Below are 26,922 nucleotides of genomic sequence, written 5' to 3' on the forward strand. Positions count from 1 at the left end.
CGGCAGCGCCGGCGGCGGTCTCGGCGGAATGGTTTCGGGCGCGCTCGGCGGATCGGGCGGCGGCCTGCTCGGCAATGGCTCGATCGTCGGCGGCGCGACCGGCGCGATCGGCAACACCGTCGGCGGCAGCCTGTCGACCAGCCGATCGGTCGACACCCGCAACGGCAGCGCCAGCGCCAATGCCGGCCTCGCCGGTTCGGTCAGCAGCGTCGCCAGCTCGGCGGTCGGCGCTAGCGGCCTAGGCCAGGGCACCGGGCTCGCCGGTTCGTCGTCGGCGGACGGCTCAGCCAGCGGCAACGCCGGTCTCGGCCTGCAGGCGATCGGCACTAACCAGGTCGCCAATACCGTCGGCGCCGTTCGTGGTCGTGCGACCAGCACCGTCGGCAACGTTCGTGATCGCGCTAGGAACCTCGCCGGCAGCGCGACCGGATTGGTCAGCGCTAGCGGCTCGGCCAATGGTTCGGCCAGCGGCAACGCCGGCGCCGACGCCGACGCCGACAACCGCTAACCTTTACCCCAGTCCCCAGCCGTCGGGTCCGCCTCTCTCCTCCTGAGGCGGGCCCGATTTGCTGTTCGGCGCCCGGCCGCAGGCCCGGCGGTTGACGCGCTGTCGGTCGCGCCCGATGAACCGTCGGTCACGAAATCTCAAAAGGCTCCCCCATGATCCGGTCCTTCGTCGCCGCACTGCTGCTGTCCGCCACGCTAGGTGCCTGCCAGGCCGAGAAGCCGGCAGCGCCGACCGACACCCTCAATGCCATCGCGCGCGACTATGTCCGGCTCAGCCTGACCATCGGCGAGAAGGAGGAAGGCTATATCGACGCCTATTACGGCCCGCCCGCATTGCAGGACGCGGCCAAGGCCGATGCCCCGAACGCAACGCTCGACCAATTGGCCGAGCGCGTCGCGGCGTTGCAGGCGCGGGCCGTCGCCGCGACTCCGTCCTCCGCCGATCAGTCCCTCGACGCCCGCCGCGCGCGCTTTCTGGTCGCCCAGCTGACCGCCGCCGCGACCCGCCTTAGGATGATGCGCGGCGAGAAGCTGCCGTTTGCGGAGGAAGCCATGGGCCTGTTCGGTGTCGCGCCCGACCTCAGGCCACTATCAGCCTATGATCCGGTACTGGCGAAGATTGCGACGCTGGTCCCCGGAAGCGGCGAACTGGCCGAACGGGTCGACGCGTTCCAGAATCGGTTCAACATCCCGAAGGATCGGCTGAAGCCCGTGTTCGACACCGCCATCGCCGAATGCCGCAAGCGCACGCTCTCGAATATCGCGCTACCCACCAACGAAAGCTTCACGCTCGAATTCGTCACCGGCAAAAGCTGGAGTGGTTATAATTACTACAAGGGTAAGGCGCACAGCCTGATCCAGGTCAACACCGACCTGCCGATCCGCATCAGTCGTGCAGTCGATTTGGGCTGCCACGAAGGCTATCCCGGCCACCATGCACTCAACACATTGCTCGAGCAGCGGCTGACCGATCGGCGCAAGTGGGTCGAGTTCAGCGTCTATCCGCTCTATTCGCCGCAATCGCTGATCGCCGAGGGATCGGCCAACTACGGCATCGACCTTGCCTTTCCCGGCCGCGATCAGCTCACCTTCGAGACCGCAACGCTTTACCCGCTGGCCGGGCTGCCGACCGCCGAGGCCGGCAAATATCTCGCGCTCAACAAAGTGGTGCGCGATCTTGCCGGGGCGCGCTTCACCATCGCCCGCGATTTCCTTGAGAGGAAGATCGACCGTACCGAGGCGGTCCGCCTGACCCGCAAATATCAGCTCGTTTCGCAGGCGCGCGCCGAGAAAGCTATCGACTTCACCACCCAGTATCGCAGCTATGTCATCAACTACGGCCTCGGCCAGGACATGGTCCGCGCCTATGTCGAGGCGGCGGGCCCCGATCCCAAGGCACGCTGGGCACGAATGGAGAAATTGCTCAGCGAGCCGACCCTGCCGAGCGATCTCAAGCCCTAGATAGGCAGACTATTATTTGGCCGAAAGCGGCGGGACGTCCAATACCGCCCGGTCCTCGTCGTTCATGAAATCGGGCTTCAGAGATTGACGCTTTCTCTGGCCAGCCTCATCGGTCTCAAACTGGGTCCCGTAGATTTGGGGTTGGCCAATGCTGAGCAGGTAGCGGTCGAGCGTCGCCGCCGCGATCCAGGCGGCGTCCCGGTAGCCCAGCTTCAACGCCACGTTGGCGAGATGATGCGCATAAAGATAATTCGACGGCGTCCCGCCATGCTGGAAAATAAACGCGGCGCGCCAATAATCGAGACCGGTGCGAAGCTTGCCTTCCCTGATCAGTTGCCGGGTTTGCGATAGACGTTTGGCATCGCTGTTACGCCAGCGTTCCATGGACGCCTTATCTTGCCTCGACGTCTTGCGTCCTCGACGCGAAAGCTCCTCCCGAGTGGCTTGATCGTCGTTGAAGATGCGCGCCATTTCTTCGTTGCTGGCGACGTTCGAGCCAATCTCGTCGCGCTGCCTCACTTCGGAAAATTCGGCGGGCACGATCTTGGGGCCGACCGGAACCAGCCTCAGGATCGGTGCTGACACGCCGGGCGGAAGGTCCAGCATTTCGGCAGACAGCCTTCCGTCCGGATGGCGGGCAATGCGAAAGCGAATTTTGTCCTTGTTCCGATCGTACGAAACATCGACCGAGCTTGGACCGCATGCCGTCGCAGACAACGGCAGGGCGACCATCGGCCCGGTGGCGCTGGTTGAATGGAGCGAGCCATAGACCTTGTCGCGCAGGACAACCTCGCCGATCGAGCCGCGGGCAACCAGCTGCATGTCGAAGATGACGTAAGGTGTATCCTCGGCAGTGAGTGCCCAACGTCCGATAAAGGCTTGTGAGCAGCGGTCCGTCACCGAAGCATTAGGCTTCGCCGGAGACGGCGGATGGAGCGCAAGCAGAAGGGCTGCCGCTAACATCAATCAGGTCACAGCTTCTCGGTCAGTTCGGGGACAATTTTGAACAGGTCGCCGACCAAGCCGATGTCGGCGACCTGGAAGATCGGGGCTTCCTCGTCCTTGTTGATGGCGATGATGGTTTTGGAATCCTTCATCCCGGCGAGGTGCTGGATCGCGCCCGATATGCCGATCGCGATATAGACGGCCGGCGCGACGATCTTGCCGGTCTGGCCGACCTGATAATCGTTGGGGGCATAGCCGGCATCGACTGCTGCGCGGCTGGCGCCGACCGCGGCGCCGAGCTTGTCGGCGAGCGGATCGAGCAGGCCGTGGAACTGCTCATTCGATCCGAAGGCGCGGCCGCCCGAGACGATCACTTTCGCGCTGGTCAGCTCGGGCCGTTCGGATTTGGACATTTCAGCGCCGACGAAGCTCGCCTTGCCCGACGCGGAGCCGGCATCGACCGCCTCGACGGTCCCGCTGCCGCCGTCGCGCGCGGCTTTCTCGAACGCGGTGCCGCGCACGGTAATGACCTTTTTCGCGTCCTTCGACTTGACCGTGGCAATGGCGTTGCCGGCGTAGATCGGACGGGTAAAGGTGTTCTCATCCTCGACCGACAATATGTCCGAAATTTGCATCACATCGAGCAGAGCGGCGACGCGCGGGGCGATGTTCTTGCCGGTCGTCGTCGACGAGGCGAGGAAGGCGTCGTGGTCGGCCATCAGCGCGGCGACGACCGGCGCGACATCCTCGGCCAGCTGATGCTCGAGATGCGCGGCATCGGCGACATGGACCTTGCCGATTCCGGCGATTTTGGTCGCCGCCTCGGCAACCGGGCCGACACCCGATCCGACGATCAACGCATGCACCTCGCCAAGCTGCGCCGCAGCAGTAACGGTTGCCAGCGTCGCGTCTTTGACCGCGCCGCCCTCATGCTCGACCAGGACTAAGGTCTTCATTTCGCCACTCCCAGCGCTTTCAGCTTCGTTACCAGTTCATCGACCGAGCCGACCTTGATCCCGGCGGTGCGCTTCGGCGGCTCGACGACCTTCAGCGTCTCCAGCCGCGGCACGACATCGACGCCCAAATCGGCGGGCGATTTGGTCACGAGCGGTTTCGACTTGGCCTTCATGATATTGGGCAAGCTCGCGTAGCGCGGCTCGTTGAGGCGCAGGTCGGTGGTGACGATCGCCGGAGTAGCGAGCTTGACCGTTTCGAGCCCGCCGTCGACCTCGCGTGTCACGCTGACGTCGGACCCGGAAACCTCGACCTTGCTGGCGAAGGTGCCCTGCGGCCAGCCGAGCAGGGCAGCGAGCATCTGCCCGACCTGATTGCTGTCGTCATCGATCGCCTGTTTGCCGAGGATCACCAGCCCAGGCTGCTCCTCTTCGGCAATGTTCTTCAAGATTTTGGCGACGGCGAGCGGCTCGACTTCATCGTCGGTCTGGATCAAGATCGCGCGGTCGGCGCCCATCGCCAGCGCGGTACGCAGCGTTTCGGTTGCCTTGGCCGGGCCGATCGAGACCGCGACGATTTCGGTCGCGACGCCCTTTTCCTTGAGGCGGATCGCTTCCTCGACCGCAATCTCGTCGAACGGGTTCATCGACATTTTGACGTTGGCGAGATCGACGCCGCTGCCATCCATCTTGACCCGCGGCTTGACGTTGTAATCGATCACCCGTTTGACCGCGACGAGGAGTTTCATTCCGCTTTCTCCAGCAACTAGGCCGCGTTCTTCACTTCGGCGACGATCTTGCGCGCCGCGTCACCGAGGTCGTTGGCGGCGACGATCGGCAGGCCCGAATTGGCGAGGATCGCTTTGCCCTCGGCGACATTGGTGCCTTCCAGGCGGACGACCAGCGGGACGTCGAGGTTCACTTCCTTCGCCGCGGCGACGATGCCGTCGGCGATGATGTCGCATTTCATGATGCCCCCGAAGATGTTGACCAAAATGCCCTTCACCGCCGGGTCGCTCAGGATGATCTTGAACGCCGCGGTGACCTTTTCCTTCGACGCGCCGCCGCCGACGTCGAGGAAGTTGGCCGGGAAGGCGCCGTTCAGCTTGATGATGTCCATCGTTGCCATGGCGAGCCCGGCGCCGTTGACCATGCAGCCGATGTCGCCATCCAGCTTGATGTAGGCGAGGTCGTAGTTCGAGGCCTCGATCTCCATCGGATCCTCTTCGGTCAGGTCGCGCAGCGCAGCCAGGTCCTTGTGGCGGAACATGGCGTTGCTGTCGAAGGCGACCTTGGCGTCGAGCACCAGCAATTTCCCGTCGTCGGTGACGGCGAGCGGGTTGATCTCGATCTGGCTGGCGTCGGTGCCGAGGAAGGCGTCGTATAGCTTCGCAAGCACGTTGGTCGCCTGCTTGGCCAAATCGCCCGAAAGCCCTAGCGCGCCGGCCACGGCGCGACCGTGGTGCGGCATCAACCCGGTGGCGGGGTCGACGGTGATGGTGTGGATTTTTTCGGGCGTATCGTGGGCGACGCCTTCGATGTCCATGCCGCCCTCGGTCGAGGCAACGATGGCGATACAGCCGCTGTCGCGGTCGACCAGCAGAGCGAGGTAGAATTCCTGGGCGATGTCGACCCCGTCGGTGATGTAGAGCCGTTGCACCTGCTTGCCCTGCCCGCCAGTCTGGATGGTCACCAGTGTCTTGCCCAGCATTTCCTCGGCATGAGCGGCGACTTCCTCGACCGACTTCGCCAGCCGCACCCCGCCCTTGGCGTCGGGGCCCAGCTCTTTGAACTTGCCCTTACCGCGCCCGCCGGCGTGGATCTGAGCCTTGACTACCCACAACGGCCCGGGCAGCTTTTTGGCTGCGGCGACGGCTTCAGCGACGCTCATCGCGGCATGGCCGGCGGGCACCGGCACGCCGAATGTCGCGAGCAGCTCTTTCGCCTGATATTCGTGAATGTTCATCGCCGCGCTCTTAAGCAGATTGCCGTAGCGATGCAAAGCAGCGGGACCGCGAAAGTTCGGCGCTGCGGCTCCTTTTCAAAGGACGCCGACGTGCGTTCACGGCTCGAGCAACACCTTACCCGTTGTTTCGCGCGCCTCGATCGCCTGGTGAGCTTCCGCCGCTTGTTTCAGCGGAAAACTTTGGCCGATGATCGGCTTGAGCGCGCCGGCGGCGGCCATGTGCATGACTTCCTCGCTAAGCTGTCTCATCTCGTCGGGGCGGCGCATCACCCTCGGTGGGCTGTAGCCGACGATGCTTGCTCCTCTCCGAAAGGTGTCAAGGGCGGTGAGCTCAACCGGAGTGCCGCTGGCATAACCAAAAACGATCATTCGCCCGGCCCCCCGCAGCAACTCGAACGCCGCCAGGGCGATCTCACCGCCCAGTCCATCGAGCACGACGTCTATGCCTTCGCCTGCCGTGAGCTCACGCACATGATCCGGCCATGCGGGATTCCCATAGTCGACCGCCTCGACACCAAGCTCGCGCAATAGCTGTAGCTTACGCTCACCTCGTGCCGCACCGATCACCATCGCGGCGCCAGCGTTACGCGCGAGCTGGACCAGCAGGCTGCCCACCCCTCCCGCCGCCGCTTCCACCAGAACTCTGTCGGTAGGGCCGATTCTCGCCTCACGAACGATCCCCAACGCGGTCCGACCGTTGGCCAGCAGCGCAACCGCCTGCTGCACCGTTAATCCATCGGGCACGGCAAGTAATTCGCCTACGCTCGCTATGGCGCGTTCGGCATAACCACCGCTCCCCTGAAGCCGGGCAACAAACTGCTGGCCGACCAGATTTGCATCGACGCCGGCTCCGACCGCGATGACTATGCCGCCGACTTCGTTTCCCGGAATGTAGTGCAGTTCCACTCCCGGCTGACTGCCGCTTCGCACCATCGTGTCGCGGAACATCACACCCGCCGAACTGACTTCGATCACCACCTGCCCGTCACCCGGATGCGGATCCGCGACCTCTTGGATTCGCATCACCCTTGGGGAACCAAACTCGTGTACTTGGATGGCGCGCATCGCGGTCCTCTTTTTTAGTTGCAAATCGAAATGAATTGCGGCGCAAAGCATGACTTGAGCTCAAAGGGAAGCTAGAAAACCACCGTGAAGGCCAAGCCCCTGCCCGTCCGCAAGATCATCCATGTCGATATGGACGCCTTCTATGCGTCGGTCGAACAGCGCGACGATCCGACCCTGCGCGGAAAGCCGGTGGCGGTTGGCGGCGGGCACCGCGGGGTGGTCACTGCCGCGAGCTATGAGGCGCGTCCTTACGGTGTCCGTTCCGCCATGCCGTCGGTTACCGCCAAGCGCCGTTGCCCGGAGCTCATTTTCGTCAAGCCACGGTTCGACGTCTACAGGGCAGTGTCGCACCAGATCCGCGCGATTTTCGCCGATTACACCGAGCTGATCGAACCGTTGAGCCTCGACGAGGCCTATCTCGATGTTTCCGAGGATCGCCGCAGTCTCGGTACCGCGCGCGCCATCGCCGAAGAAATTCGTGGGCGCATCCGCGCCGAGACCGGGCTGACCGCCTCGGCCGGAGTCAGCTATTGCAAGTTCATCGCCAAGCTCGCCAGCGATCAGAACAAGCCCGACGGCATCTGCGTTATCCCGCCGCATAAAGGCGCGGCGTTTGTCGCGATCCTGCCAGTCAAGCGCTTCCACGGGGTCGGGCCAGTCACGGCGGCCAAGATGGAGCGACTCGGCATCCTGACCGGCGCCGACCTCGCGAGGTGGCCGATCGAGCAGCTTGAGGCCCATTTCGGATCGGCCGGGCGCTGGTACTGGCGGATCGCGCGCGGCATCGACGAGCGCGAGGTCAAAGCCGACCGGCCCTACAAATCGGTCAGCGCCGAGCGCACCTTCGATGTCGATTATTCGACCTCCGACGACCTCGCCCGCGAGGTGGCGCGGGTCGCGAGCTATGCGTGGGAGCGGATCGCGCGGGCCGAAGTGCGCGGCCGGACGGTCACGCTCAAGGTTAAATACACCGACTTCACCCTGATCACCCGCTCAAGGAGTTTCCCCGCGCCGGTGCCCGACCTCCACGCGTTCGAGGCGGCCGGGCAGGCGCTGCTCGCCGCGCTGCTGCCGGTGCCTCGCGGGATTCGGCTGATCGGGCTCGGGCTTCATTCGATCGTCGAGGAAGACGATGACGACCCGATCCAACTGGGACTGGCGATCTAGACATTTTTCTGTTATAGAATTGTCTATCGGCCGTCGCTTTCCGCGGCGGCTGCCCAAGCAGGATAAGAAACACGATAGCGTTGGACCGTGACCGGGGGGCCGCTGGTAGGGGGCGATACCGCGCGTATCGGCTGGCTTACGCTGTGTGGATGCTCGAGAAAGGTGATTAAATGGCGGCGAAGGCCCTTAGCTTCGATGTTGGCGATTTCGTGGTGTACCCCAAGCATGGTGTTGGCCGGGTGGTTGAACTGCAAACCACCGAGATTGCCGGAACTCCTCTCGATCTTTACGTCCTCCGGTTCGAAAAGGAGCGCATGACGCTCCGCGTTCCGGTCGGCAAGGCGGACTCGGTTGGTATGCGCAAGCTGTCGAGCGACAAGACAATGAAGGAAGCACTTGAGACTCTTAAGGGCAAGCCCAAGGTCAAGCGGACCATGTGGTCGCGCCGAGCGCAGGAATATGAAGCGAAGATCAATTCGGGCGACCTGACCTCGATCGCCGAAGTGACCCGCGACCTGTTCCGCGCCGACGATCAGCCCGAGCAGAGCTATTCGGAGCGGCAGATTTTCGAAGCCGCCTCGTCGCGCCTGGCGCGCGAGTTGGCGGCGATGGAGGAGGTCGACGAAAAGACCGCGCTGGTGCAAATCCTCGAGATCCTCAACGCCGCCGCCGCGATCCACAACAAGGCTAAGGAAGCCGCATAGCCCGTCGGGGGAATCGGGCTTTCCGCAACGGTTAAAGGGCGCCCCCATCGGGCGCCCTTTACATTTTCCTATTGCACAACCCTACCGTCACAGTGTATTATCTATGCAATACACTGATGGGAGACTTGCATGACATATCGTTCGGTAACCCTCGCCGCCGCAGCACTGGCTCTCGGCGCATGCAATTTTTCGGCCGGAGCCGACGATCGCGACCCGGGCCCGCAGGTCAGCCGCAATTACCAGGTCAGCGCATTTGACCGAATCGCGGTCGCCGGACCCTATGAGATCCAGGTCGTCACCGGCGGACAGCCAGGCGTCAGCGCCAAGGGCGGCGCCAGCCTGCTCGACGAAACCGAAGTCGTGGTCGAGGACGGCGCGCTCAAAATCATGCCCAAGAAACGCAAGGGATTTCACTGGGGCTGGTCCCATCGCGGCAAAGCGACGTTCATAGTCAACGCTGCCACCCTGCGCGCCGCGGCGATCGCCGGATCGGGCGGAATCGCCGTCGACAAGGTTGCCGGCGATTTCGAAGGGGAGGTCGCGGGTTCGGGCGATTTGCGGCTGGCCTCGGTCGCGGGCGGCAAGATTAAGCTGTCGATCGCCGGATCGGGCGATGTCAGCGCGGCCGGCAAGGCCGACGCGGTCGACTTGTCGATCGCCGGATCGGGCGACATTGACGCCAAGGGGCTGGCGACGCGCGCCGCCGACCTGTCGATTGCCGGGTCGGGCAACATTAGCGCCCACGCCACTGACACCGCCGCGGTCTCGATCATGGGATCGGGCGACGTCGAGGTGACCGGCGGCGCAAAATGCACCGTGTCGAAGAATGGCTCGGGTGAGGTGCGCTGCAGCTGACGTAACGGCTTGTTAACCACGGACCGCGAGGATGGGCGGATGATCGATCGCCTGCCCCTCCTCGCGCTGCTCGTAGCTGCCAGCCTGCCGACCAGCGTTCCGGTGCGGGGCGCCGCGCCGTCCGCCCAACGCACCTACTCGGTGTCCAGCTTCGATCGAATCCGCGTCGATGGACCTTATTCGGTCCGGCTGACAACCAATGTCGCTCCGTTCGCGCGCGCTCGCGGGGCGTCGAACGCCGCGCTCGACGGCGTCGCGCTCAAGGTCGAGGGCCGCACCCTGATCGTCCGCCCGTCGAGCGGTGGCTGGGGCGGCTATCCAGGGGAAAGCCGCGGCCCGGTGACGATCGAGGTCGGCACGCACGATCTCAACACCGCCTGGCTCAACGGGGCGGGCAGCCTCACCATCGACCGCGTGCGCGGCCTCTCGTTCGACCTCGCCATTCAAGGCGCGGGCGCGGCGAAAATCGACGCGGTCGACGTCGACCAGATGAAGGTCGGCATCAACGGCGCGGCCAGCGCCCGCCTGTCGGGACGCGCAGCCCGCCTCACCGCCACCGTCCGCGGCTCCTCACTTCTCGACGGCGAAGCGCTGAAGGTTAAGGACGCGGTGATCGGCGCCGAAGGCCCGTCGATCGTCCGTGCTATCGTTACCGAAACCGCCAAGGTCGACGCGCTCGGGCTGGCGGCGGTGACGCTCACCGGCAAACCGGCCTGCATCGTCAAGGCGCAGGGCTCGGCCAGCGTGGCGGGGTGCCGCTAAACCAGCCCTAGCCCCGCCAGCTTCGCGTACATCCTCGGCGGCAGGTCGCTCATGCCGCTGCCGTCGTCCTCGCCGGTCGGGGCATCGTCGTCGTCCAAATAACGCCAGCCCTGGTGGGCTCGCTTGGGGCGGGGCGGGATCAGCTCCACATTTCCCGAACAGACGATGTCGATCCGCCCGTCGTTGCGATCGTCGAAGCGGAGGATTTGCTGACGGGCGACGATGCGGTGCTTGACGATCCAGTGGAGCGAGCCACCGATCAGCTCCGCCATCCGCTTGGGCCGCATCCGCGTCGGCACCTTGACCTCGCCGCTCGTCGTGGCGCGGCGGGCGAGGCGGTTCTCGAGCGCCTCGACGCTCGCGCAGCCGACCGCGACCTTGGTGAGATGAAGGGGCATCGCGGCGGAGATAAGCGAATCCACCCGGCAATCAAAGGCCTAGGGGACCAGCCCCGCCACCGTCGCCAACCCTAGAAACACCAGAAAACCCATCGAATCGGTGACCATCGTCACGAACACGGATGAGGCCACCGCAGGATCGGCGCCGGCGCGTTCGAGCGCCAGCGGGACCATCACCCCGGCGAACCCAGCGATGACAATATTGGTCAGCATCGCCGCCGCGATCACCGCGCCCAATTGGGGCGAACCGAGGAACAGCGTCACCCCCACGCCGATCAGCACGGCGATGGTCAGCCCGTTCATCAGAGCGACGCGGATCTCGCGCCCGACCGCGCGCCAGCGGTTGGAACCGGTCAACTGGTTGGTGGCAATCGCGCGAACCGTCACCGCCAGCGTCTGGGTGCCGGCATTGCCGCCAACCCCGGCAACGATCGGCATCAGCACGGCGAGGATCGCCAGTCGCTCGATCGAATGTTCGAAGAAACGAATTACGGCCGAGGCGACCAGCGCGGTCATCAGGTTCGCCGCCAGCCAGCGCACCCGTTCCTTGTAAGTGTCGAGGATCGGCTCGTTGATGTCGCCGTCGCCCGCGCCCGACAGCAGCAGCGCGTCCTCGCCGGCTTCTTCCTGGATGATGTGGACGATGTCGTCGACGGTGATCATGCCGACCAGCCGCCCGCTATGATCGACCACGGCGGCCGAGATCAACGCATACTTCTGAAACTTGAGCGCCACTTCCTCCTGGTCGAGGTTGACCGGGATCAGCGTCTGCTTGCTCAGCATGATCTCGCTAACCGCGACATCGCGTGCCGAACGGAGGATGGTCGACAACTTGCAGGTGCCAACCGGATGATGGACCGGCGAAACGACGAACACTTCCCAAAAATCGGTCGCCAGCTCGTCGCCCGATCGCAGATAGTCGATCACCTGACCGACGGTCCAATGTTCGGGCACCGCGATCAGGTCGCGCTGCATCAGGCGGCCGGCGGATTCTTCGGGATAGGTCAGCGCTTCCTCGACCGCGGCACGGTCGTCGGGCTCCATCGCGCGCAGCACGGCCAGCTGCTCATCCGCCTCCAGATCCTCGAGCATCGCGACCGCGTCGTCGGTGTCGAGCTGCGCGGCCAGGTCGGCGACCTGCTGCGGCTCCATCTCGTCGATCATGTCCTCGCGAACATGCTCGTTGAGTTCGGCATAGACGTCGGCGTCGACGATCCCGGCGAGCGCTTGAATCAGGTCGGCGCGCTCGTCGGTCGGCGCGAGTTCGATCAGATCGGCGATGTCGGCCGGGTGGAGGCCGGCGACCAGCGCGCGCGCCATCTCGTCGTCCCCGTCGCCCACCGCGTCGAGCACTTCGCGGACGAAGCGCGGGCGCAGGCGGTCTTCTTCGTCCAGCACCGATACGTTAGCTTGGCGGGCATCGGATTCGTGCGGCGGGGTGGCGATGCTGTCGCTTTCGCTCATGCCGTTTCCCCTTGTGTGCCGTCCGAAGCGCTCTCCTATGCCCGGCGTCGGACTGGCGCAACCCGCCGACCGCGCCTACATGCCCGCTTTCCATCCCAATCGAGGACGTTTCGATGGCTGACGCCAACACCCTGACCCTGACCCTTTCGACCGGCGGCGATGTCGTCATCCGTCTTCGCCCCGACCTCGCCCCCGGCCATGTCGAGCGGATCACCAGCCTCGCCAAGGAAGGCTTCTACGACGGCGTCGTGTTTCACCGCGTCATCCCCGGCTTCATGGCGCAGGGCGGCGACCCGACCGGAACCGGCACCGGCGGATCGAAGCTTCCCGACCTCAAGGCCGAATTTTCGAGCGAACCGCATGGCCGCGGCACCTGCTCGATGGCGCGCACTTCGGCGCCCAACAGCGCCAACAGCCAATTCTTCATCTGCCTCGCCGACGCCGGCTTCCTCGACAATCAATATACCGTCTGGGGTCAGGTCGAGAGCGGCATGGAGCAGGTCGACGCGCTGCCGACCGGCGAACCGGTCCGCAACCCAGGCAAGATCGAAAAGGCGACGGTTGCCTGATGGCGTCGCCGGTCGCGCTGATCACCGGCGCTTCGGCCGGGCTCGGCGTCGACTTCGCGCGGCAGCTGAGCGCCGAGGGCCATCGGCTGGTGTTGGTCGCGCGGCGCAAGGACCGGCTCGACGCCCTGGCGGCCGAATTGGGCAACACGCGCGCGATTGCCTGCGACCTCGCCGCGCCGCGCGCGGCGGCTCGGCTAATGGACGATCTGGCCACCCATGACGAGGCAGTCGAGCTGCTCGTCAACAATGCCGGTTTCGGCCTGTGGGGTCGCTTCTTCGAGCTCGACGCTAAGCAGCAGCGCGAAATGATCGACCTCAACGTGGGCGCGCTAACCGACCTGTGTCGTGCGGTCGCGCCAGCCATGGTCGAGCGCGGCCGGGGCGCGATCCTCAACCTTGCGTCAACCGCCGCCTTTCAGCCAGGGCCCCGCATGGCGGTCTATTTCGCGACCAAGGCCTATGTCCTGTCGCTGACCGAAGCGCTGCACGAAGAACTCAAGCCCCATGGGATCAAGGTCTGGGCACTGTGTCCTGGCCCGACCCGGACCGAATTCGGCGAAGTCGCCGGGTTCACCGGCAATGGCGCCTTCGACCGGCTGAGCGCCGACAGCGCCAGCGTCGTCCGCGCCGGCCTCAAGGGCCTCGATCGCAACAGGGCGGTGGTGATTCCCGGCTTGGCTAACAAGGCCGGCGCCCAAGGTCACCGCTTCCTCCCGCGAAGCCTGCTCCGCAAGATTACCGGCAAGATCAAGCTTTAGCGGCGGCGGCACTCGGCCTTTTTTTCTGTGTGTGTCACCCCCAGATTGAACCTCGGCGTCGTGCCACCGTTACTTGGGCGGCGCGTTAGGGGCCGCTTGGGGGCTGTCACGAAACCGATTTTGAGGAAGAATTTATGGCCGACGTCGACACCGTGACCCGGCGCGTGCAGGTCGCCAACCTGCCCCCGGCCGACAGCGGCCGCGGCGTCGCGCGGCTGCCGGTCAAGCTGATGACCGACATGGGCCTCAATGAAGGCGATGTGATCGAGATCATCGGCAAGCGCTCGACCGCCGCGCGGGCGATCCGCCCCTATGGCGACGACGAAGGGCTCGACATCATCCGGCTCGACGGCCTCCAGCGTGCCAATGCCGGGGCCGGCTCGGGCGATTTTGTCGAGATCAACAAGGCGACGTCGAAGCCCGCCACCCGGGTCGTTTTCGCGCCCGCCCAGAATAATGTCCGCCTTCAGGGATCGGCCGAAGCGCTGCAGCGCAGCTTCGAAGGCCGGCCGTTCTGCGCCGGTGACACCGTCGCCACCGCCGGGCATCAGCGGGTCAACGCCGACATGCCCGAGCATATCCGGCAAATGCTCAACGCCCCGGCCTTTGCCCTGCAGGAAGTACGACTAACGGTCGTGTCGACGGTGCCCAAGGGCATCGTCCATATCGACGAGAAGACCATCGTCGAGCTTCTGTCCGAATTCACCGAGCGCAAGGAAGGCGAACGGCGCGTTGACGTCACCTATGATGATCTCGGCGGGATGAAGGACACGATCGACGCGCTTCGCGAGATGGTCGAATTGCCGCTGCGCCATCCCGAACTGTTCCAGCGCCTGGGCGTCGATCCGCCCAAGGGGGTGCTGCTGCATGGCCCGCCCGGCACCGGCAAGACTCGCCTCGCGCGCGCTGTCGCCAACGAGAGCGAGGCAAAATTCTTCCATATCGCCGGCCCGGAAATCATGGGGTCGGCCTATGGCGAGTCGGAAAAGAAGTTGCGCGAACTGTTCGAGGAGGCAGCGAAGAACGCTCCGTCGATCATCTTCATCGACGAAATCGACTCGATCGCGCCCAAGCGCGGCCAGGTCACCGGCGAAGCCGAAAAGCGGCTCGTCGCCCAGTTGCTGACGCTGATGGACGGGATCGAGCCGCGCCAGAATTTGGTGGTCATCGCCGCCAGCAATCGGCCCGAAGCGATCGACGAAGCACTGCGCCGCCCCGGTCGGTTCGACCGCGAGATCGTCGTCGGCGTGCCCGACGAGCGCGGACGCCGCGAGATCCTCGGCATTCACACCCGCGGCATGCCGCTCGCCGATGGAGTTAACCTGGACGAGCTGGCGCGCCGCACCTACGGCTTCGTCGGCGCCGACCTGGCCGCGCTGACCCGCGAGGCGGCGCTCGAGGCGGTCCGCCGGATCATGCCCAAGATCAACCTTTCCGAGCAGACACTGCCGACCGAGGTTCTCGACGCGCTGTCGGTCGACAATGCCGATTTCGAAAATGCCCTTAAGCGCGTCCAGCCGTCGGCGATGCGCGAGGTAATGGTGCAAGTGCCAAACATCGGTTGGGATGATGTCGGTGGGCTCGACGAGGCGCGCGACAAGCTGCGCGAGGGCGTCGAGCTGCCGCTGAAGCATCCCGACGCCTTCCGCCGGCTCGGCATCCGCCCGGCCAAGGGTTTCCTGCTCTATGGCCCGCCCGGCACCGGTAAGACGCTGCTGGCCAAGGCGACCGCACGCGAGAGCGAAGCCAATTTTATCGCCACCAAATCGTCGGACCTGCTCAGCAAATGGTATGGCGAGAGCGAACAGCAGATCGCCCGCCTGTTCGCCCGCGCCCGCCAGGTCGCGCCGACGGTGATCTTCATCGACGAGCTTGATAGCCTGGTCCCGGCGCGCGGCGGCGGGATGGGCGAGCCGCAGGTTACCGAGCGGGTGGTCAACACCATCCTGTCGGAAATGGACGGGCTGGAGGAATTGAACAGCGTCGTCCTGATCGGCGCCACCAATCGGCCCAATCTGATCGATCCGGCGCTGCTTCGTCCGGGGCGGTTCGATGAATTGATCTATGTCGGAACACCAGATGCGACCGGGCGGCGGCAGATCCTCGGCATCCATACGAAGGGAATGCCGCTGGCCAAGGGCGTCGACCTCGATTCGCTCGCGCGGCGGACCGCCAACTTCACCGGGGCCGATCTTGAAGATCTCACACGGCGCGCGGGCCTCACCGCCCTCCGCCGCGGGCTCGACAGCGCGACGGTGACGATGGCCGACTTCGAGGCGGCGCTAATCGAAACGCGCGCGTCGGTGACCGAGGAAATGCTCGAAGATTATGCGCGCATCCGGGACACGCTGAAGAGCGACGCCGTCCGGCCCGTCGGCGGGATTGGCTTCGTCCTGCCGGGCATGCTTCAGCCAAGAGGGCCGGCGAAGGGCGGGCCGGCCAAGGGAAAGCCGGGAAAAGGAAGCTAGGCCAGCCGCCGCCTTCCCCACGCGAACAAGCCGAGAAGCAGTGCCGCGCCTAGCGCGAACGGCAGGCGCCTGTCGGCCATGTAAAGCAGGATGCCGATCCCCGGAGCGGCGACATAGGCGATGCCGTTGGCGGCGGTGACCACGCCAGCGACGCCGCCCTGCTCGGCCAGCGGGACGGCCAGGCTGGCGCCGGCGGTGAAGCCCGGGCGAGTGAAACCGAAGCCGAGGCTGGCGATGCCGAACCCGAGCACGAGGCCGTAAAGGCCGGGGGCGACCATCGTCAGCACCAAGCCGCTCGCCGCGATCAGCGCGCCCCACAGGATCATGGCGCGCGGATCCAGCCGAAGCCTGGGGATCAACCCCCATTGCGCCGCAAGCGTTGCCGCTGCTCCAGCCATCATGACCAGCGCGATCGATTGTTCGGAGCCCCGCGGCGAGAGAGCCAGCCGGTCGATCACGAAAAAGCCGAGGCAGGCGAGCGTAGCAGCCTGGGCATGCCCAGCGACCACCCCAGCGATGATCCAGCGGCGGATGCGGGCATCGCGCCAGCTCATCCGGCGCATTTGCGGCGCGGTCGAAGCGATGACGCTGGCCCCGGTCGGCGTGCTGGCGAGTGAGGGATAGCTCATCGCGGCGCCATGGCCGGCACGCGGCCCGTGGCGCGGTAGCTTGTCGTCCGGCAAGCCGATCAGGACGGCCGCCAACACCGCCAGCCCGAACAGGGCGAAGGCGAACAGCGGGCCCGACAGACCAACCAGGGGCAACACGAACAGCGGTGCCATCGCCGGGCCGACGATCGTGCCGAGGCCGAAGCTGCTCGACAGGGCCGACAAGGCAGAAACCCTTGCCGAGCGGCGGGTCTTCGAGGCGAGATAGGCCTGAGTCGCGCTGGGTGTCGCGCAGCCAAGCGAGCCGTAGATCGCGCGGAAGAGGGCGAACAGACCGAAGGTCAGCCCGCCCCCGAGCAGGCCTTTCAAACCGGCGAGGAGCGCCAGACCGCACAAGGTCATCGCGACGACGAAGCCGCCGATTCCGAGCAGCGTGAGCGCCTTGCGCCCGTGGCGGTCGCTTTGCCGCGCCCAAAAAGGGGCCAGCAGCACCCACAGCACCGCCGACCAGGTGTAGGATACGGTGACCCAGAAATCCGGTATCCCGATCTCTCGCCCGATGGCCGGCATCACCGATTGCAGCGCGGTATTACCCGCCGCAGCAATTAGCATGGCCGCATAAAGCAGCAGAAAATGGGGAGCGGTGATGGCGCTGCCCGCGACGCGGGATCGGGCGGGTCCGGTCGGCATGGCGCCCCCCATAGTGCCTGATCGATTGAGATTGAAGCGCCTCGCGCTCCATCAACGTCGTGAATCAGGCTTAATCCAAAATTGAGCCGGGTGAGCCGTGTGCGATAGCCGTCCATTGGCCTTGCCAAGCGCCCCGGCATTTGCGAACGCCTCCCGTCCCTGCAAAAATCGTTGGAGCCCGACTTGAACGCTACCCGTGCCAGCCGCATTAAGAGCCAGCCTCGCCATGCGCGCCGAGCGGGCCGCGGCTCGAAGAGCCCGCATTTGCAGTTCCTGCGCGGTTTTCTGAAGCATCCGGTGATGGTCGGATCGATCATCCCGTCGAGCCGCATCCTGATCGACAAGATGCTCAAACCGGTCGACTGGTCGGCGACCAGGCTGTTCGTCGAATATGGGCCCGGCGTGGGTACGTTTACCCGCCCGATTCTCGACAAGCTGGGCGCCGACGCGATGCTGATCGCGATCGACACCAATCCGGACTTCATCGACTATCTCAACGGCGACATCGACGACGACCGCTTCATCGCCGTTCACGGATCGGCTGCGGACGTGGAGAAAATTATCGCCGCCCACGGCTTCGACCATGCCGATTATGTCCTGTCCGGCCTGCCCTTCTCGACGCTCCCGCCGGGCGTCGGCGAGGCGATCGGCGCGGCCACCGGGCGCGCCGTGCGCGACGGCGGCGCCTTCCTCGTCTATCAGTTCAGCCCCAAGGTGCGCGCCTTCATCGCCCCGCATTTCGAGCGGATCGACCGCGGCTTCGAATGGATCAACGTGCCGCCCGCGACCCTGTTTTGGGCATGGCGCGACCGAGGCTAGTTTTACTTGAAGTTGAGCCGCCGCGTCAGCGAATAGTCGGCGGTGGTAACTAGGAAGAAACTCAGCGCCTGAACGATCCGCGTCCACAAACCCGAGCGCTTCCGATGAAGCTCGGGGGTAATCTCCACGCTCGCGGAAAGCTCGCCTTCGAAATAGTTGCGCATCAGCCTGGCGAAGCCGGGATCGTCGACCCGCAGCATCATTTCAAGATTCAGATAAAGGCTGCGGATGTCGAAGTTGGACGAGCCGATGTGGACGATGTCGTTGAGCACGACCAGTTTTGAATGGAGCTTGGTTGGGGCATATTCATAGACCTGCACCCCGCGTCGAAGCATCCCACGATAGGTATAGCGCGCGGCGGCGATAGTCGCATTATTGTCGGACTTGGACGCGGTGATGATCCGCGCCCGCCCGCGCCCCGCGACCCGGCCGATTCGGCGCAGCATCGCCCAGGTCGGGGAGAAATAGGCGGCGATCATCGCCACGTCCTTGCTCGACAACAGGTCACGCGAGGTCGCCAGCGCCCACGGCGACAACCCACGAGTGGGACCGCCGAGCGTCCATTGCAGGGGTCCATGATTTTCGCTGTGGAGGTGGATGATGCGATTAAGCGGGCGGATCTTCGCCCCCTTGATGATGGCCCAGCCGAACAGCGCGTCGAAATAGGGCACAAGCCGCGCCGCTGCGGGTCCCTCGACGATTAGCCCAATGTCGCGCCAAGCGCCTTTCTCGATGGTGCCGAAATAGCTGTCCTCGATGTTGAAGCCGCCGATAATGACGCGCGGCGGCTCTCCCTCGCCGTCGGCCAGCGCCAGTTTCTGATGGCAGCGGATCAGATAGCGGCGGCCGAATGTCGGGTGGAAGCGGCAGTAACCGAGGCCCTTCTCCACTAGCGGCTTGAAAAACCCCTCGGGGGTCGTGCTGCCGAACCCGTCGACCAGCAGCCACACGGCTACGCCGCGGTCGAGCGCCCGTTCGATCGCCTGATAGACCAGCCGGCCCGAATTATCGCCGGCATAGATATAGTAGAGCAGCCGCAGCGAGGTCTTCGCCCCGTCGATCAGCGCGATCAGCGCGGCGAGCCGTTCGGGCCCGTCGAGAAGCAGGATCAGGCGATTGCCGTCGACCACATGGGCGCGCTCGGGCGGGGACGGGGCTGGCTCGGCCATATTCCACGCTTGTGCAAGCCATGGGCTGGGCTGGCAAGCACGGCGCGGGCGCTCGATTTCATTGACTCTTGGCCACCGCGCCCCTATCTCGCGGCCTTTCCAATTCTGCTTGGCGGATGAGAGGCGGAGCGACCCATGGCGCGCGTGACAGTCGAAGATTGTGTCGATAAGATTCCCAACCGGTTCGACCTAGTGTTGATGGCGGCGCAGCGCGCTCGCCAGATCTCGGGCGGGGCCGACCTCACCATTGACCGAGACCGCGACAAAAATCCGGTGGTTGCGCTCCGCGAGATTGCCGAAACCACGGTCAGGCCCAAGCACCTCGAGGAATCGATCGTCTCCAACCTTCAGAAGGTGCGCGTCGATGAGGATGACGAGACCGACGAGCTGGCGTCGCTGAGCGAATCGGCCGAGGCACTGCGCCTAACCGCCGCCGCGCCGCCGCGTCCAACGCCCTCGGGCGGCGATTACGAGTAATCGCTTTTCCCCGACCTTCCAAGGGAGGGGACCCGCTCAAAACTTAAGTTTTGGCTGACCTGCGGTCGACCCATTTAATATCGTGCAGACACAGTTCGCGCCCATCGGCAGCGTGGATGCCGATGCGGCGGATCGGCGCGCCGTCGCGTTGATCGACCAGCATGATTTCCTGGCACCCGTGACCCCAGTCCTCGCCCCACTGGCGGAGCGCGAGCACTACCGGCAACAGCGTTTCTCCCTTGGCGCTCAGCGAATAGACGACCTTGCGCTTGTCATTCGGATCGGCGCACCGCTCGAGGATCCCGCCGTCGACCATCTTGGCCAGCCGGTTGGACAATATGTTGCGCGCGATGCCGAGCGCGGCCTGAAACTGTTCGAAGTGACGCAGCCCATTGAACGCGCCGCGCAGAATCAAAAAGGCCCAGCGCTCGCCGATTAATTCGATCGCCGCCGGCAGCGGACAGCGCAGTGCGGCCGCGCGAAATGCTTCGATATCGTGCTGAGCTGAAACGACGGGTCGATCCAACGCCACTACCTCTCCGGAAAGTAGGACTGGCATAGATTCGAAGAAAATAACAGTTGCAAAGCGCAATGTAGTTCGAATATCGAGTTGCAATCGGAAATGCGCTTTGCGGAGCCTGTCATTCGACCCGCCTGGCCATATCAGGGGCTGGCAGTTCGTGCTCTGAATGCCGCCCGAACGGGCCTGATTTGAACTCCCCCGGCCGCGTCGCACGCGCGCGGCCCCTTGACGGCCGGCTTCGCCTCGCGCGGGGCCGGCCATTTTTCTTTTGCGCTTGCGAACAGGGGCCCGCTCCCCCCACATTGGGCGGGTGCTGAGGCAATATGAACTGGTCGAGAAGATCCGGGCCTATGATCCCGACGCCGACGAGGCGTTGATCAACCGCGCCTATGTCTTCTCGATGAAGGCCCATGGCGCCCAGGTCCGCGCGTCCGGGGACAGTTATTTCAGCCACCCGATCGAGGTCGCCGGCATCCTCACCGACCTCAAGCTCGACGACGAGACGATCGTCACCGCGATCCTCCACGACACGATCGAGGACACGGTCGCCACCCCCGAGCAGATCGAGAAATTGTTCGGTGCCAACGTTGCGCGCCTGGTTGACGGCGTGACCAAGCTATCGAAAATCGAGGCGCAAAGCGAGAATGAGCGCGCCGCGGAGAACCTTCGCAAATTCCTTCTCGCGCTCAGCGATGATATTCGCGTGCTGCTGGTCAAGCTCGCCGATCGGTTGCATAACATGCGCACGCTCCACCACATCAAGTCCGTGGATAAAAGACGACGGATCGCACGCGAGACCATGGACATCTATGCCCCGCTTGCCGAGCGGATCGGCATGTACGAGATCATGAACGAGATGCAGGGGCTGGCGTTCAAAGAATTGGAGCCCGACGCCTCGGCTTCGATCACCCGGCGCCTCCAGCAGCTTCACGAGGCGGGCGGGGATCTCGTCAGCCGGATCGGCCTCGGTCTCCAGCTCCACCTCGCCGACCATGGCCTCGAAGCCGACGTCGAGGGCCGCGAGAAGCATCCCTTCTCGATCTGGAAGAAGATGGCTGAGCGACATATCAGCTTCGAGCAACTGTCCGACGTCATGGCCTTTCGCGTGATCGTCGACAGCGCGGACGATTGTTACCGCGCGCTCGGCCTGATCCACCAGCGCTGGCCGATGGTGCCGGGCCGCTACAAGGACTATATCTCGACGCCCAAGCGCAACGCCTACCGGTCCTTGCACACCTCAATCATCCACGATTCAAAGACCCGCATCGAAATCCAGATCCGCGACAAGTCGATGCATGCGCAGGCCGAGCGCGGCCTAGCCGCCCACTGGGCCTACAAGGAGCGCAAGCCGGCCGACGACATCAAGGTGCCGTGGATTAGCGATCTGGTCGAAATCCTCGACCATGCCGCCAGTCCCGAAGAGCTGCTCGAGCACACCCGCATGGCGATGTATCAGGACCGCATTTTCGCTTTCACCCCAAAGGGCGAGCTGATCCAGCTGCCCAAGGGTGCGACCTCGGTCGACTTCGCCTATGCCGTCCATACCGACCTTGGCGATCAGACCGTCGGTGCCAAGGTCAACGGCCGGGTGGTGCCCTTGCGCACCATCCTCGACAACGGCGACCAGGTCGAAATCCTCGCGTCCCAGGCCCAGCATCCCCAGCCGTCATGGCTGCGCTTCGTCGTCACCGGCAAGGCGCGCGCCGGCATCCGCCGTTTCGTCCGCCACAAGGAACGCGACGAGACGATCGAGCTCGGCGGCAAAATCTACGACGAGATCGTCTCGCGGCTACCGGCTCCGCTCGGCACCGAAGCGCTCAAACGCGCTATCAAGTCATTGAAAGTCGAGGACAAGGACACGCTGATGATTCGCATCGCGCGGCGCACGGTCAGCGACGTCGAGCTGATGGAGGCGCTGATGCCAGGTTCGGCCGGCGGCGATGTCGCCCCGCGTCCGCTGGGGCAGCGCACGGCCATTTCAATCAAGGGGCTGACCCCCGGCGTCGCCTTCGACCTGGCCGCCTGCTGCCATCCGATCCCCGGCGACCGCATCGTAGGCCTCCGCCGCGAGGATGAAGGGATCGAAGTCCATGTCATCGGCTGCGAGAAGCTGGCGAGTGGGGTTGACGCCGACTGGCTCGACCTTGCCTGGGGCGACGGGTCGGACGGCGGGACCGCGCGGCTGACCGTAATCCTGCGCGATGTCGCGGGAGCCTTAGGCGAAATGGCCAGCATCCTAGGCGCCAAGGGGGCCAATATCGTCAATCTGGGATTGGCCCACCGCGACGGCAGTTTCCATACCTTCAACGTCGATGTCGAAGTCCACGATCTGGCCCATCTGCACAGCTTGATCGCGGCGCTGAGGTCGGCCGATGGAGTGAGCCAGCTGGAGCGAGTCTAGGCTTTCGATCCCCGCGCCGGCACCTTTCTGATTGCGTCCGCCCCGCCCGCCGCGAGCACCGCCAGCGTGACGAGGTCCGACGAACTGGCCGTCATCGGCGCGATCTGCACGGGCAGCGCCATGCCCATCAGATAGGGTCCGAGCGCGATCTCGCCTCCCAGCGCCTTGATCAGCTTGGCCGAGATATTGGCCGACTGGAGACCCGGCATGACCAGGATGTTGGCCGGACCGGTAAGGCGGCTGAACGGATAGAATTTCGCCTGCATCTCATGGTTCAAGGCGACGTCGGGCCCCATCTCGCCTTCATATTCGAAGTCGGTCTGAAGCGTGTCGAGCAGCTTCACCACGTCACGCAGCTCCTCGACATGCCGCCCCGGCGGATTGCCGAATGTGGTGTAGGAAATGAAGGCGACGCGCGGTTCCTGCCCCATGCGCCGGGCAAAAGCAGCCGCGCGGATGGCGATCGCGGCAAATTGCTCTGCGGTCGGGCGCTCGGTAACCGCCGTGTCGGCGATCATCACCGTGCGGCCGCGCGCGGCGACAACATGGATCCCGAACGGCGTGGTTCCATTCTCCTCGTCGATCACCCATCGAACCTGGTTCAGCGACTGGCTGAACGGGCGCGTCGTGCCGGTGATCATCGCATCACCCTCGCCAAGTGCCAGCATCGCCGCGGCAAAGGTGTTGCGGTCCTGATTGACCATCCTCTCGACCGCGCGCCTAAGCATTCCGTGGCGCTGGTGCTTGGCGTAGATATAGTCGACCGCGCGTCCGACCAGCGGAGAGTTGCGGCTGTTGAGCACTTCGTAACTCTTGGGGTCGTCGGCTCCCAGTTCGGCCAGCATGTCGTAGACTTCCTCGCGCCCGACCAACACCGGCGTGCCGTACCCGCCTTCCCTGAAGGCGATCGCCGCGCGCAACACGTTGGGCTCTTCTCCTTCGGCGAACAACACTCGCTTGGGGTTCGACCGGGCAGCTTCATAGGCGAGGTTCAGCACCGAGGCAGTCGGATTGAGGCGCGCGCGAAGTCGGACGCGATAGGCCTGCATGTCGGCGATCGGTTTCTGCGCCACGCCCGTCGCCATCGCCGCCTTCGCCACCGCCACCGGCACGATCTCGATCAGGCGCGGGTCGAACGGGGCGGGAATGATGTAGTCGGGGCCGAAATGATGGGTGACCCCACCATAGGCCGCCGCGACCTCCTCGGGGACCGCCTCGCGCGCCAGTTCGGCCAGCGCATGGGCGGCGGCGATCTTCATCTCCTCGTTGATCCCCGTCGCGCGAACGTCGAGCGCGCCGCGGAAGATAAACGGGAAGCCGAGGACGTTGTTGACCTGGTTGGGATAGTCCGAGCGACCAGTGGCGACGATCGCGTCGGGGCGCGCCGCCTTGGCCTCGGGTGGCGTGATTTCCGGGTCGGGATTGGCCATCGCGAAGATGATCGGGCTTGGCGCCATCGCCATCATCATGTCGGGCTTCAACGCCCCCGCCGCACTTAGCCCGAGGAACACGTCGGCTCCAGCCAGCGCTTCCTTGAGCGTTCGATGGTCGGTCCCGATCGCATGCGCCGACTTCCACTGATCGAGATCGGTGCGGCCTTTGTAGATGACCCCCTTGCGGTCGCAAATGATGACATGGTCGCCAGCCACCCCCATTGCCTTGATCAGTTCGGTACAGGCGATCGCCGCCGCGCCCGCGCCATTGACCACCACCCGGATATCCTTGAGCTCGCGTCCGGTCAGGTGGCAGGCATTGATCAGCCCGGCGGCGGTGATGATCGCGGTTCCGTGCTGGTCGTCGTGGAACACCGGGATGTTCATTCGCTCCTTCAGCGCCTGCTCGATCACGAAACAGTCGGGAGCCGCGATATCCTCGAGATTAATTCCGCCGAACGTCGGCGCCAGCAGCTCGACCGCTTCGATGAATCGCTGCGTGTCGGTGGTGTCGACTTCGAGATCGATCGAATCGACGTCGGCGAAGCGCTTGAACAGCACCGCCTTGCCCTCCATCACCGGCTTCGATGCCAGCGCCCCTAAATTGCCAAGCCCAAGAATGGCGGTACCGTTGGAGATGACGGCGACCAGGTTGCCCTTGGCGGTAAGGTCGTAGGCGCGGCCCGGATCGGCGGCGATCTCCTCAACCGGGACGGCGACGCCCGGCGAGTAAGCGAGGCTCAGGTCGCGCTGCGTCGCCATCGGCTTCGACGCGATGATCTCGATTTTCCCCGGCCGCCCGCGCGAATGGAAATCAAGTGCTTCGGCGCGCGTAAACTTGACATTGCTTTCGCTCAATTCGCTCTCCCGATGGCAGCGCTTTAGGCTTTGGCGCGCGACAAGGGCAAGGTTCGCGATGTCAAAAGGAAATGCCCGGCCGGAGCACCAGCTGAAAGGAGGCGAGCAGCAACAGGGTCGCGACCAGCAACGACACCAGGCGACGCGGTGGCTCTCCCTCGCCCTTGACCGGCCCCGTCCGAAAGGCCGCTAGCTGCATCCAGCCATAGCCGAACAGCATCACCAGCATCGGTGGGAGGAGCACCTCGATCAGCTCGCGCGGCGCTCGGAACAGGATGAGGATCGGAACAGCCGCCAAGGCCGGAAAGCCCGCCATCCACAGAAAATAGCCGAATCGGTTGCGCTGGCTGGCGATCGGCGCGCCCTCCCACGCGCTGGCCAGGAATCGCCGGCCAAGCCACAGGCCGGCAACCGGCAGGGCGGCAAGTGCGAGCACGGCCACCGCTGCCTCGCCTACCGCTCCAATGCCGAGATAGTCATAAGCTCGACCGACATCATTTTCGGCAACGATCGCCCCGACGATGAACTGAGGCAGCGACTGGAACAGACCGTGGAACGCCATCCACAGCACGAATAACGACGGCCGCGCCTGCTTGGCCGCAATCCGGGCGAACAGCAGCCCGCTGATCAGAATCGCCACCGCGCCGGTTCCCTGGAACAGCTCGGCGATCGGCGCGTCACCGGTCCAGTCATGGTCGTTGTGGAACAATGTCGGATGCAGCCCTGGCACCAACGCCTTGGGCAGGACCAGGAACAGTTCCTGGAGGAAAAAGGTCAGGTTGAACGACAGCACATAGGCGAGCAGCGAGTGAACGACCGGCCGCCAGCCGATGCGGCCCGGCATTACCTCCTCGCCCTTGACCTGCAATCGTCGGGAGAGCGCCAATCCCCACGGCAACAGCAAGCCGAAACTGGCGAACAAGATGGTCAGCAACAATCGGGTCATGGGGTTGCTTAGGGCATTCCTCGCGGCCACGTTAGCCTCTAGAGTTGCGCTAAATGGCGCGCTGCGACGATCCGAAACAAACGCCGATGATGGCGCAATATCATGCCTTGAAGGCCGAGGCCGCCGACGCCTTGCTATTCTATCGCATGGGCGATTTCTTCGAGCTGTTCTTCGACGACGCCAAGGCTGCCGCGGCGACGCTCGACATCGCGTTGACCAAGCGCGGCGCGGACGGCGGCGAGCCGATCCCGATGTGCGGCGTGCCGGTCCATGCCGCCGAGGGCTACCTCGCCCGCCTGATCCGCGCGGGCCATCGAGTCGCCATCGCCGAGCAGGTCGAAAGCCCGGCCGAGGCCAGGCGCGCGCGGGGCGCCAAGGCGCTGGTCGCGCGCGCCATTGTCCGCCTGGTCACACCCGGCACGCTGACCGAGGAGACGCTGCTCGATTCGGGCGCCGCCAACTGGCTCGCGGCGGTCGGCCGCGCCGGCGACGAATGGGCGATTGCCGCTGCCGACATTTCGACCGGCCGGTTCGAACTGGTCGCTTGCGGCCCCGGCGAACTCAAGTCCGAACTGGCCCGGCTGTCACCCGCCGAAACCATCGCCGCCGACAAGGCCCCCGGCATCGCCACCACCTCGGGCAAAGGCGGGTTCGACAGCCTCGCCGGGGAGCGCGCCCTGAAGCGCCGTTTCGGCGTCGCGACGCTCGACGGCTTCGGTTCGCCCAGCCGCGCCGAGCTCGCGGCAGCGGGAGGGCTGTTGGCCTATCTCGACGCCACCCAAAAGGCCGCCGTCGCCTTCCTGGCCGCGCCGCGCCGTATTGCCCGCGCGAGCCATATGGCGATCGACGCCGCGACCCGCGATAGTTTGGAAATCTGCCGAACCCAGACGGGCCAGGCGGTAGGAAGCTTGCTCGCCACGATCGACCGCTGCGTCACCGCGCCCGGCCGCCGTCTC

Annotated in this window: 23 protein-coding genes and 2 pseudogenes; 13 read left to right on the forward strand and 12 right to left on the reverse strand. The window is 64.9% G+C overall.

The genetic code is table 11. From position 1 onward, the window contains the following. Both H0W65_RS07770 and H0W65_RS07775 read left to right on the forward strand, forming a co-directional pair. Positions 1-508, forward strand: a pseudogene (locus H0W65_RS07770) (hypothetical protein); the annotation flags it as partial. Positions 509-660: 152 nt separating this feature from the next. Next, positions 661-1,968 (forward strand): hypothetical protein, encoded by a 1,308-nt coding sequence (locus H0W65_RS07775; protein ID WP_294006132.1) that lies wholly within the window; start codon positions 661-663, stop codon positions 1,966-1,968. A 12-nt stretch (positions 1,969-1,980) separates the two neighbouring features. Here H0W65_RS07775 and H0W65_RS07780 read toward each other — a convergent pair whose 3' ends face one another. The 5 genes from H0W65_RS07780 to H0W65_RS07800 all read right to left on the reverse strand — a co-directional run bounded on the left by H0W65_RS07780 (position 1,981) and on the right by H0W65_RS07800 (position 6,897). Beyond that, positions 1,981-2,868: a hypothetical protein gene (locus tag H0W65_RS07780; protein WP_294006134.1), complete on the reverse strand. Its 888-nt coding sequence runs from the start codon at positions 2,866-2,868 to the stop codon at positions 1,981-1,983. A gap of 71 nt (positions 2,869-2,939) precedes the next feature. After that, on the reverse strand, positions 2,940-3,869 hold the full coding sequence (locus tag H0W65_RS07785; RefSeq protein ID WP_294006136.1) for an electron transfer flavoprotein subunit alpha/FixB family protein: 930 nt from the start codon (positions 3,867-3,869) through the stop codon (positions 2,940-2,942). After that, complete coding sequence (locus H0W65_RS07790) at positions 3,866-4,615, reverse strand: electron transfer flavoprotein subunit beta/FixA family protein (RefSeq protein ID WP_294006137.1); 750 nt, start codon at positions 4,613-4,615, stop codon at positions 3,866-3,868. Before H0W65_RS07790 ends, H0W65_RS07785 begins: the two co-directional genes overlap by 4 nt. Positions 4,616-4,632: 17 nt before the next feature. Further along, positions 4,633-5,832, reverse strand: a complete 1,200-nt coding sequence (sucC, locus tag H0W65_RS07795; protein ID WP_294006139.1) for an ADP-forming succinate--CoA ligase subunit beta — start codon at positions 5,830-5,832, stop codon at positions 4,633-4,635. A 96-nt stretch (positions 5,833-5,928) separates the two neighbouring features. Next, the gene (locus tag H0W65_RS07800; RefSeq protein WP_294006141.1) at positions 5,929-6,897 is read right to left on the reverse strand and encodes a zinc-binding dehydrogenase; all 969 of its coding nucleotides are present in this window, start codon (positions 6,895-6,897) and stop codon (positions 5,929-5,931) included. A gap of 84 nt (positions 6,898-6,981) precedes the next feature. Between H0W65_RS07800 and dinB the strand changes: the two genes are divergently transcribed. From dinB to H0W65_RS07820, 4 genes are all read left to right on the forward strand, one after another. After that, a complete protein-coding gene (gene dinB, locus H0W65_RS07805) occupies positions 6,982-8,064 on the forward strand; it encodes a DNA polymerase IV (RefSeq protein WP_294006142.1) in 1,083 nt (360 codons plus the stop codon). A gap of 170 nt (positions 8,065-8,234) precedes the next feature. After that, positions 8,235-8,768 carry a CarD family transcriptional regulator gene (locus H0W65_RS07810; protein ID WP_294006144.1) on the forward strand — a complete coding sequence of 178 codons (534 nt, stop codon included), beginning with the start codon at positions 8,235-8,237 and terminating at the stop codon, positions 8,766-8,768. Between the two features lie 129 nt (positions 8,769-8,897). Further along, the gene (locus H0W65_RS07815) at positions 8,898-9,623 is read left to right on the forward strand and encodes a head GIN domain-containing protein (protein WP_294006146.1); all 726 of its coding nucleotides are present in this window, start codon (positions 8,898-8,900) and stop codon (positions 9,621-9,623) included. A gap of 39 nt (positions 9,624-9,662) precedes the next feature. After that, positions 9,663-10,385 carry a DUF2807 domain-containing protein gene (locus H0W65_RS07820; RefSeq protein WP_294006148.1) on the forward strand — a complete coding sequence of 241 codons (723 nt, stop codon included), beginning with the start codon at positions 9,663-9,665 and terminating at the stop codon, positions 10,383-10,385. Here H0W65_RS07820 and H0W65_RS07825 read toward each other — a convergent pair. Beyond that, positions 10,382-10,783, reverse strand: coding sequence for a DUF1489 domain-containing protein (locus tag H0W65_RS07825; protein WP_294006150.1), 402 nt, complete (start codon positions 10,781-10,783; stop codon positions 10,382-10,384). The genes H0W65_RS07820 and H0W65_RS07825 overlap by 4 nt on opposite strands. 39 nt (positions 10,784-10,822) lie before the next feature. Beyond that, positions 10,823-12,247, reverse strand: a complete 1,425-nt coding sequence (mgtE, locus tag H0W65_RS07830; RefSeq protein ID WP_294006151.1) for a magnesium transporter — start codon at positions 12,245-12,247, stop codon at positions 10,823-10,825. 113 nt (positions 12,248-12,360) lie between these two features. Between mgtE and H0W65_RS07835 the strand changes: the two genes are divergently transcribed. The 3 genes from H0W65_RS07835 to H0W65_RS07845 all read left to right on the forward strand — a co-directional run bounded on the left by H0W65_RS07835 (position 12,361) and on the right by H0W65_RS07845 (position 16,042). Next, positions 12,361-12,816, forward strand: coding sequence for a peptidylprolyl isomerase (locus H0W65_RS07835; protein ID WP_294006153.1), 456 nt, complete (start codon positions 12,361-12,363; stop codon positions 12,814-12,816). Next, positions 12,816-13,574: an SDR family oxidoreductase gene (locus tag H0W65_RS07840; RefSeq protein ID WP_294006155.1), complete on the forward strand. Its 759-nt coding sequence runs from the start codon at positions 12,816-12,818 to the stop codon at positions 13,572-13,574. The genes H0W65_RS07835 and H0W65_RS07840 overlap by 1 nt, the downstream gene beginning before the upstream one ends. 134 nt (positions 13,575-13,708) lie before the next feature. Beyond that, complete coding sequence (locus H0W65_RS07845) at positions 13,709-16,042, forward strand: CDC48 family AAA ATPase (protein ID WP_294006157.1); 2,334 nt, start codon at positions 13,709-13,711, stop codon at positions 16,040-16,042. On the opposite strand, the gene H0W65_RS07850 is transcribed toward H0W65_RS07845, so the two are convergent. Continuing rightward, positions 16,039-17,340: an MFS transporter gene (locus H0W65_RS07850; protein ID WP_294006159.1), complete on the reverse strand. Its 1,302-nt coding sequence runs from the start codon at positions 17,338-17,340 to the stop codon at positions 16,039-16,041. The two genes, H0W65_RS07845 and H0W65_RS07850, sit on opposite strands and share 4 nt — an antisense overlap. A gap of 300 nt (positions 17,341-17,640) precedes the next feature. On the opposite strand from H0W65_RS07850, the gene H0W65_RS07855 reads away from it, so the two are divergent. Further along, entirely contained in the window at positions 17,641-18,159 is a 519-nt protein-coding gene (locus H0W65_RS07855; protein WP_294006171.1) for a methyltransferase, read from the forward strand. Between the two features lie 2 nt (positions 18,160-18,161). Here the strand turns inward: H0W65_RS07855 and H0W65_RS07860 are convergent, their stop codons facing one another. After that, complete coding sequence (locus H0W65_RS07860) at positions 18,162-19,328, reverse strand: phosphatidylserine/phosphatidylglycerophosphate/cardiolipin synthase family protein (protein ID WP_294006161.1); 1,167 nt, start codon at positions 19,326-19,328, stop codon at positions 18,162-18,164. A gap of 135 nt (positions 19,329-19,463) precedes the next feature. Between H0W65_RS07860 and rpoZ the strand changes: the two genes are divergently transcribed. Continuing rightward, the gene (gene rpoZ, locus H0W65_RS07865; RefSeq protein ID WP_294006163.1) at positions 19,464-19,805 is read left to right on the forward strand and encodes a DNA-directed RNA polymerase subunit omega; all 342 of its coding nucleotides are present in this window, start codon (positions 19,464-19,466) and stop codon (positions 19,803-19,805) included. Positions 19,806-19,848: 43 nt separating this feature from the next. Here rpoZ and H0W65_RS07870 read toward each other — a convergent pair whose 3' ends face one another. Next, positions 19,849-20,331, reverse strand: coding sequence for a helix-turn-helix domain-containing protein (locus tag H0W65_RS07870; protein ID WP_294006173.1), 483 nt, complete (start codon positions 20,329-20,331; stop codon positions 19,849-19,851). 307 nt (positions 20,332-20,638) lie between these two features. On the opposite strand from H0W65_RS07870, the gene H0W65_RS07875 reads away from it, so the two are divergent. Continuing rightward, positions 20,639-22,729, forward strand: a complete 2,091-nt coding sequence (locus H0W65_RS07875; protein ID WP_294006165.1) for a bifunctional (p)ppGpp synthetase/guanosine-3',5'-bis(diphosphate) 3'-pyrophosphohydrolase — start codon at positions 20,639-20,641, stop codon at positions 22,727-22,729. Here the strand turns inward: H0W65_RS07875 and H0W65_RS07880 are convergent. Both H0W65_RS07880 and H0W65_RS07885 read right to left on the reverse strand, forming a co-directional pair. Next, complete coding sequence (locus H0W65_RS07880; RefSeq protein ID WP_294006167.1) at positions 22,726-25,020, reverse strand: NADP-dependent malic enzyme; 2,295 nt, start codon at positions 25,018-25,020, stop codon at positions 22,726-22,728. The two genes, H0W65_RS07875 and H0W65_RS07880, sit on opposite strands and share 4 nt — an antisense overlap. A 61-nt stretch (positions 25,021-25,081) precedes the next feature. Continuing rightward, positions 25,082-25,966 carry a hypothetical protein gene (locus H0W65_RS07885; RefSeq protein WP_294006169.1) on the reverse strand — a complete coding sequence of 295 codons (885 nt, stop codon included), beginning with the start codon at positions 25,964-25,966 and terminating at the stop codon, positions 25,082-25,084. 53 nt (positions 25,967-26,019) lie between these two features. On the opposite strand from H0W65_RS07885, the pseudogene H0W65_RS07890 reads away from it, so the two are divergent. Then, positions 26,020-26,922: pseudogene (locus H0W65_RS07890) on the forward strand (DNA mismatch repair protein MutS); the annotation flags it as partial.

It is taken from the genome of Sphingomonas sp. (assembly GCF_013816785.1).
Classification (GTDB): Bacteria; Pseudomonadota; Alphaproteobacteria; order Sphingomonadales; family Sphingomonadaceae; genus Sphingomicrobium.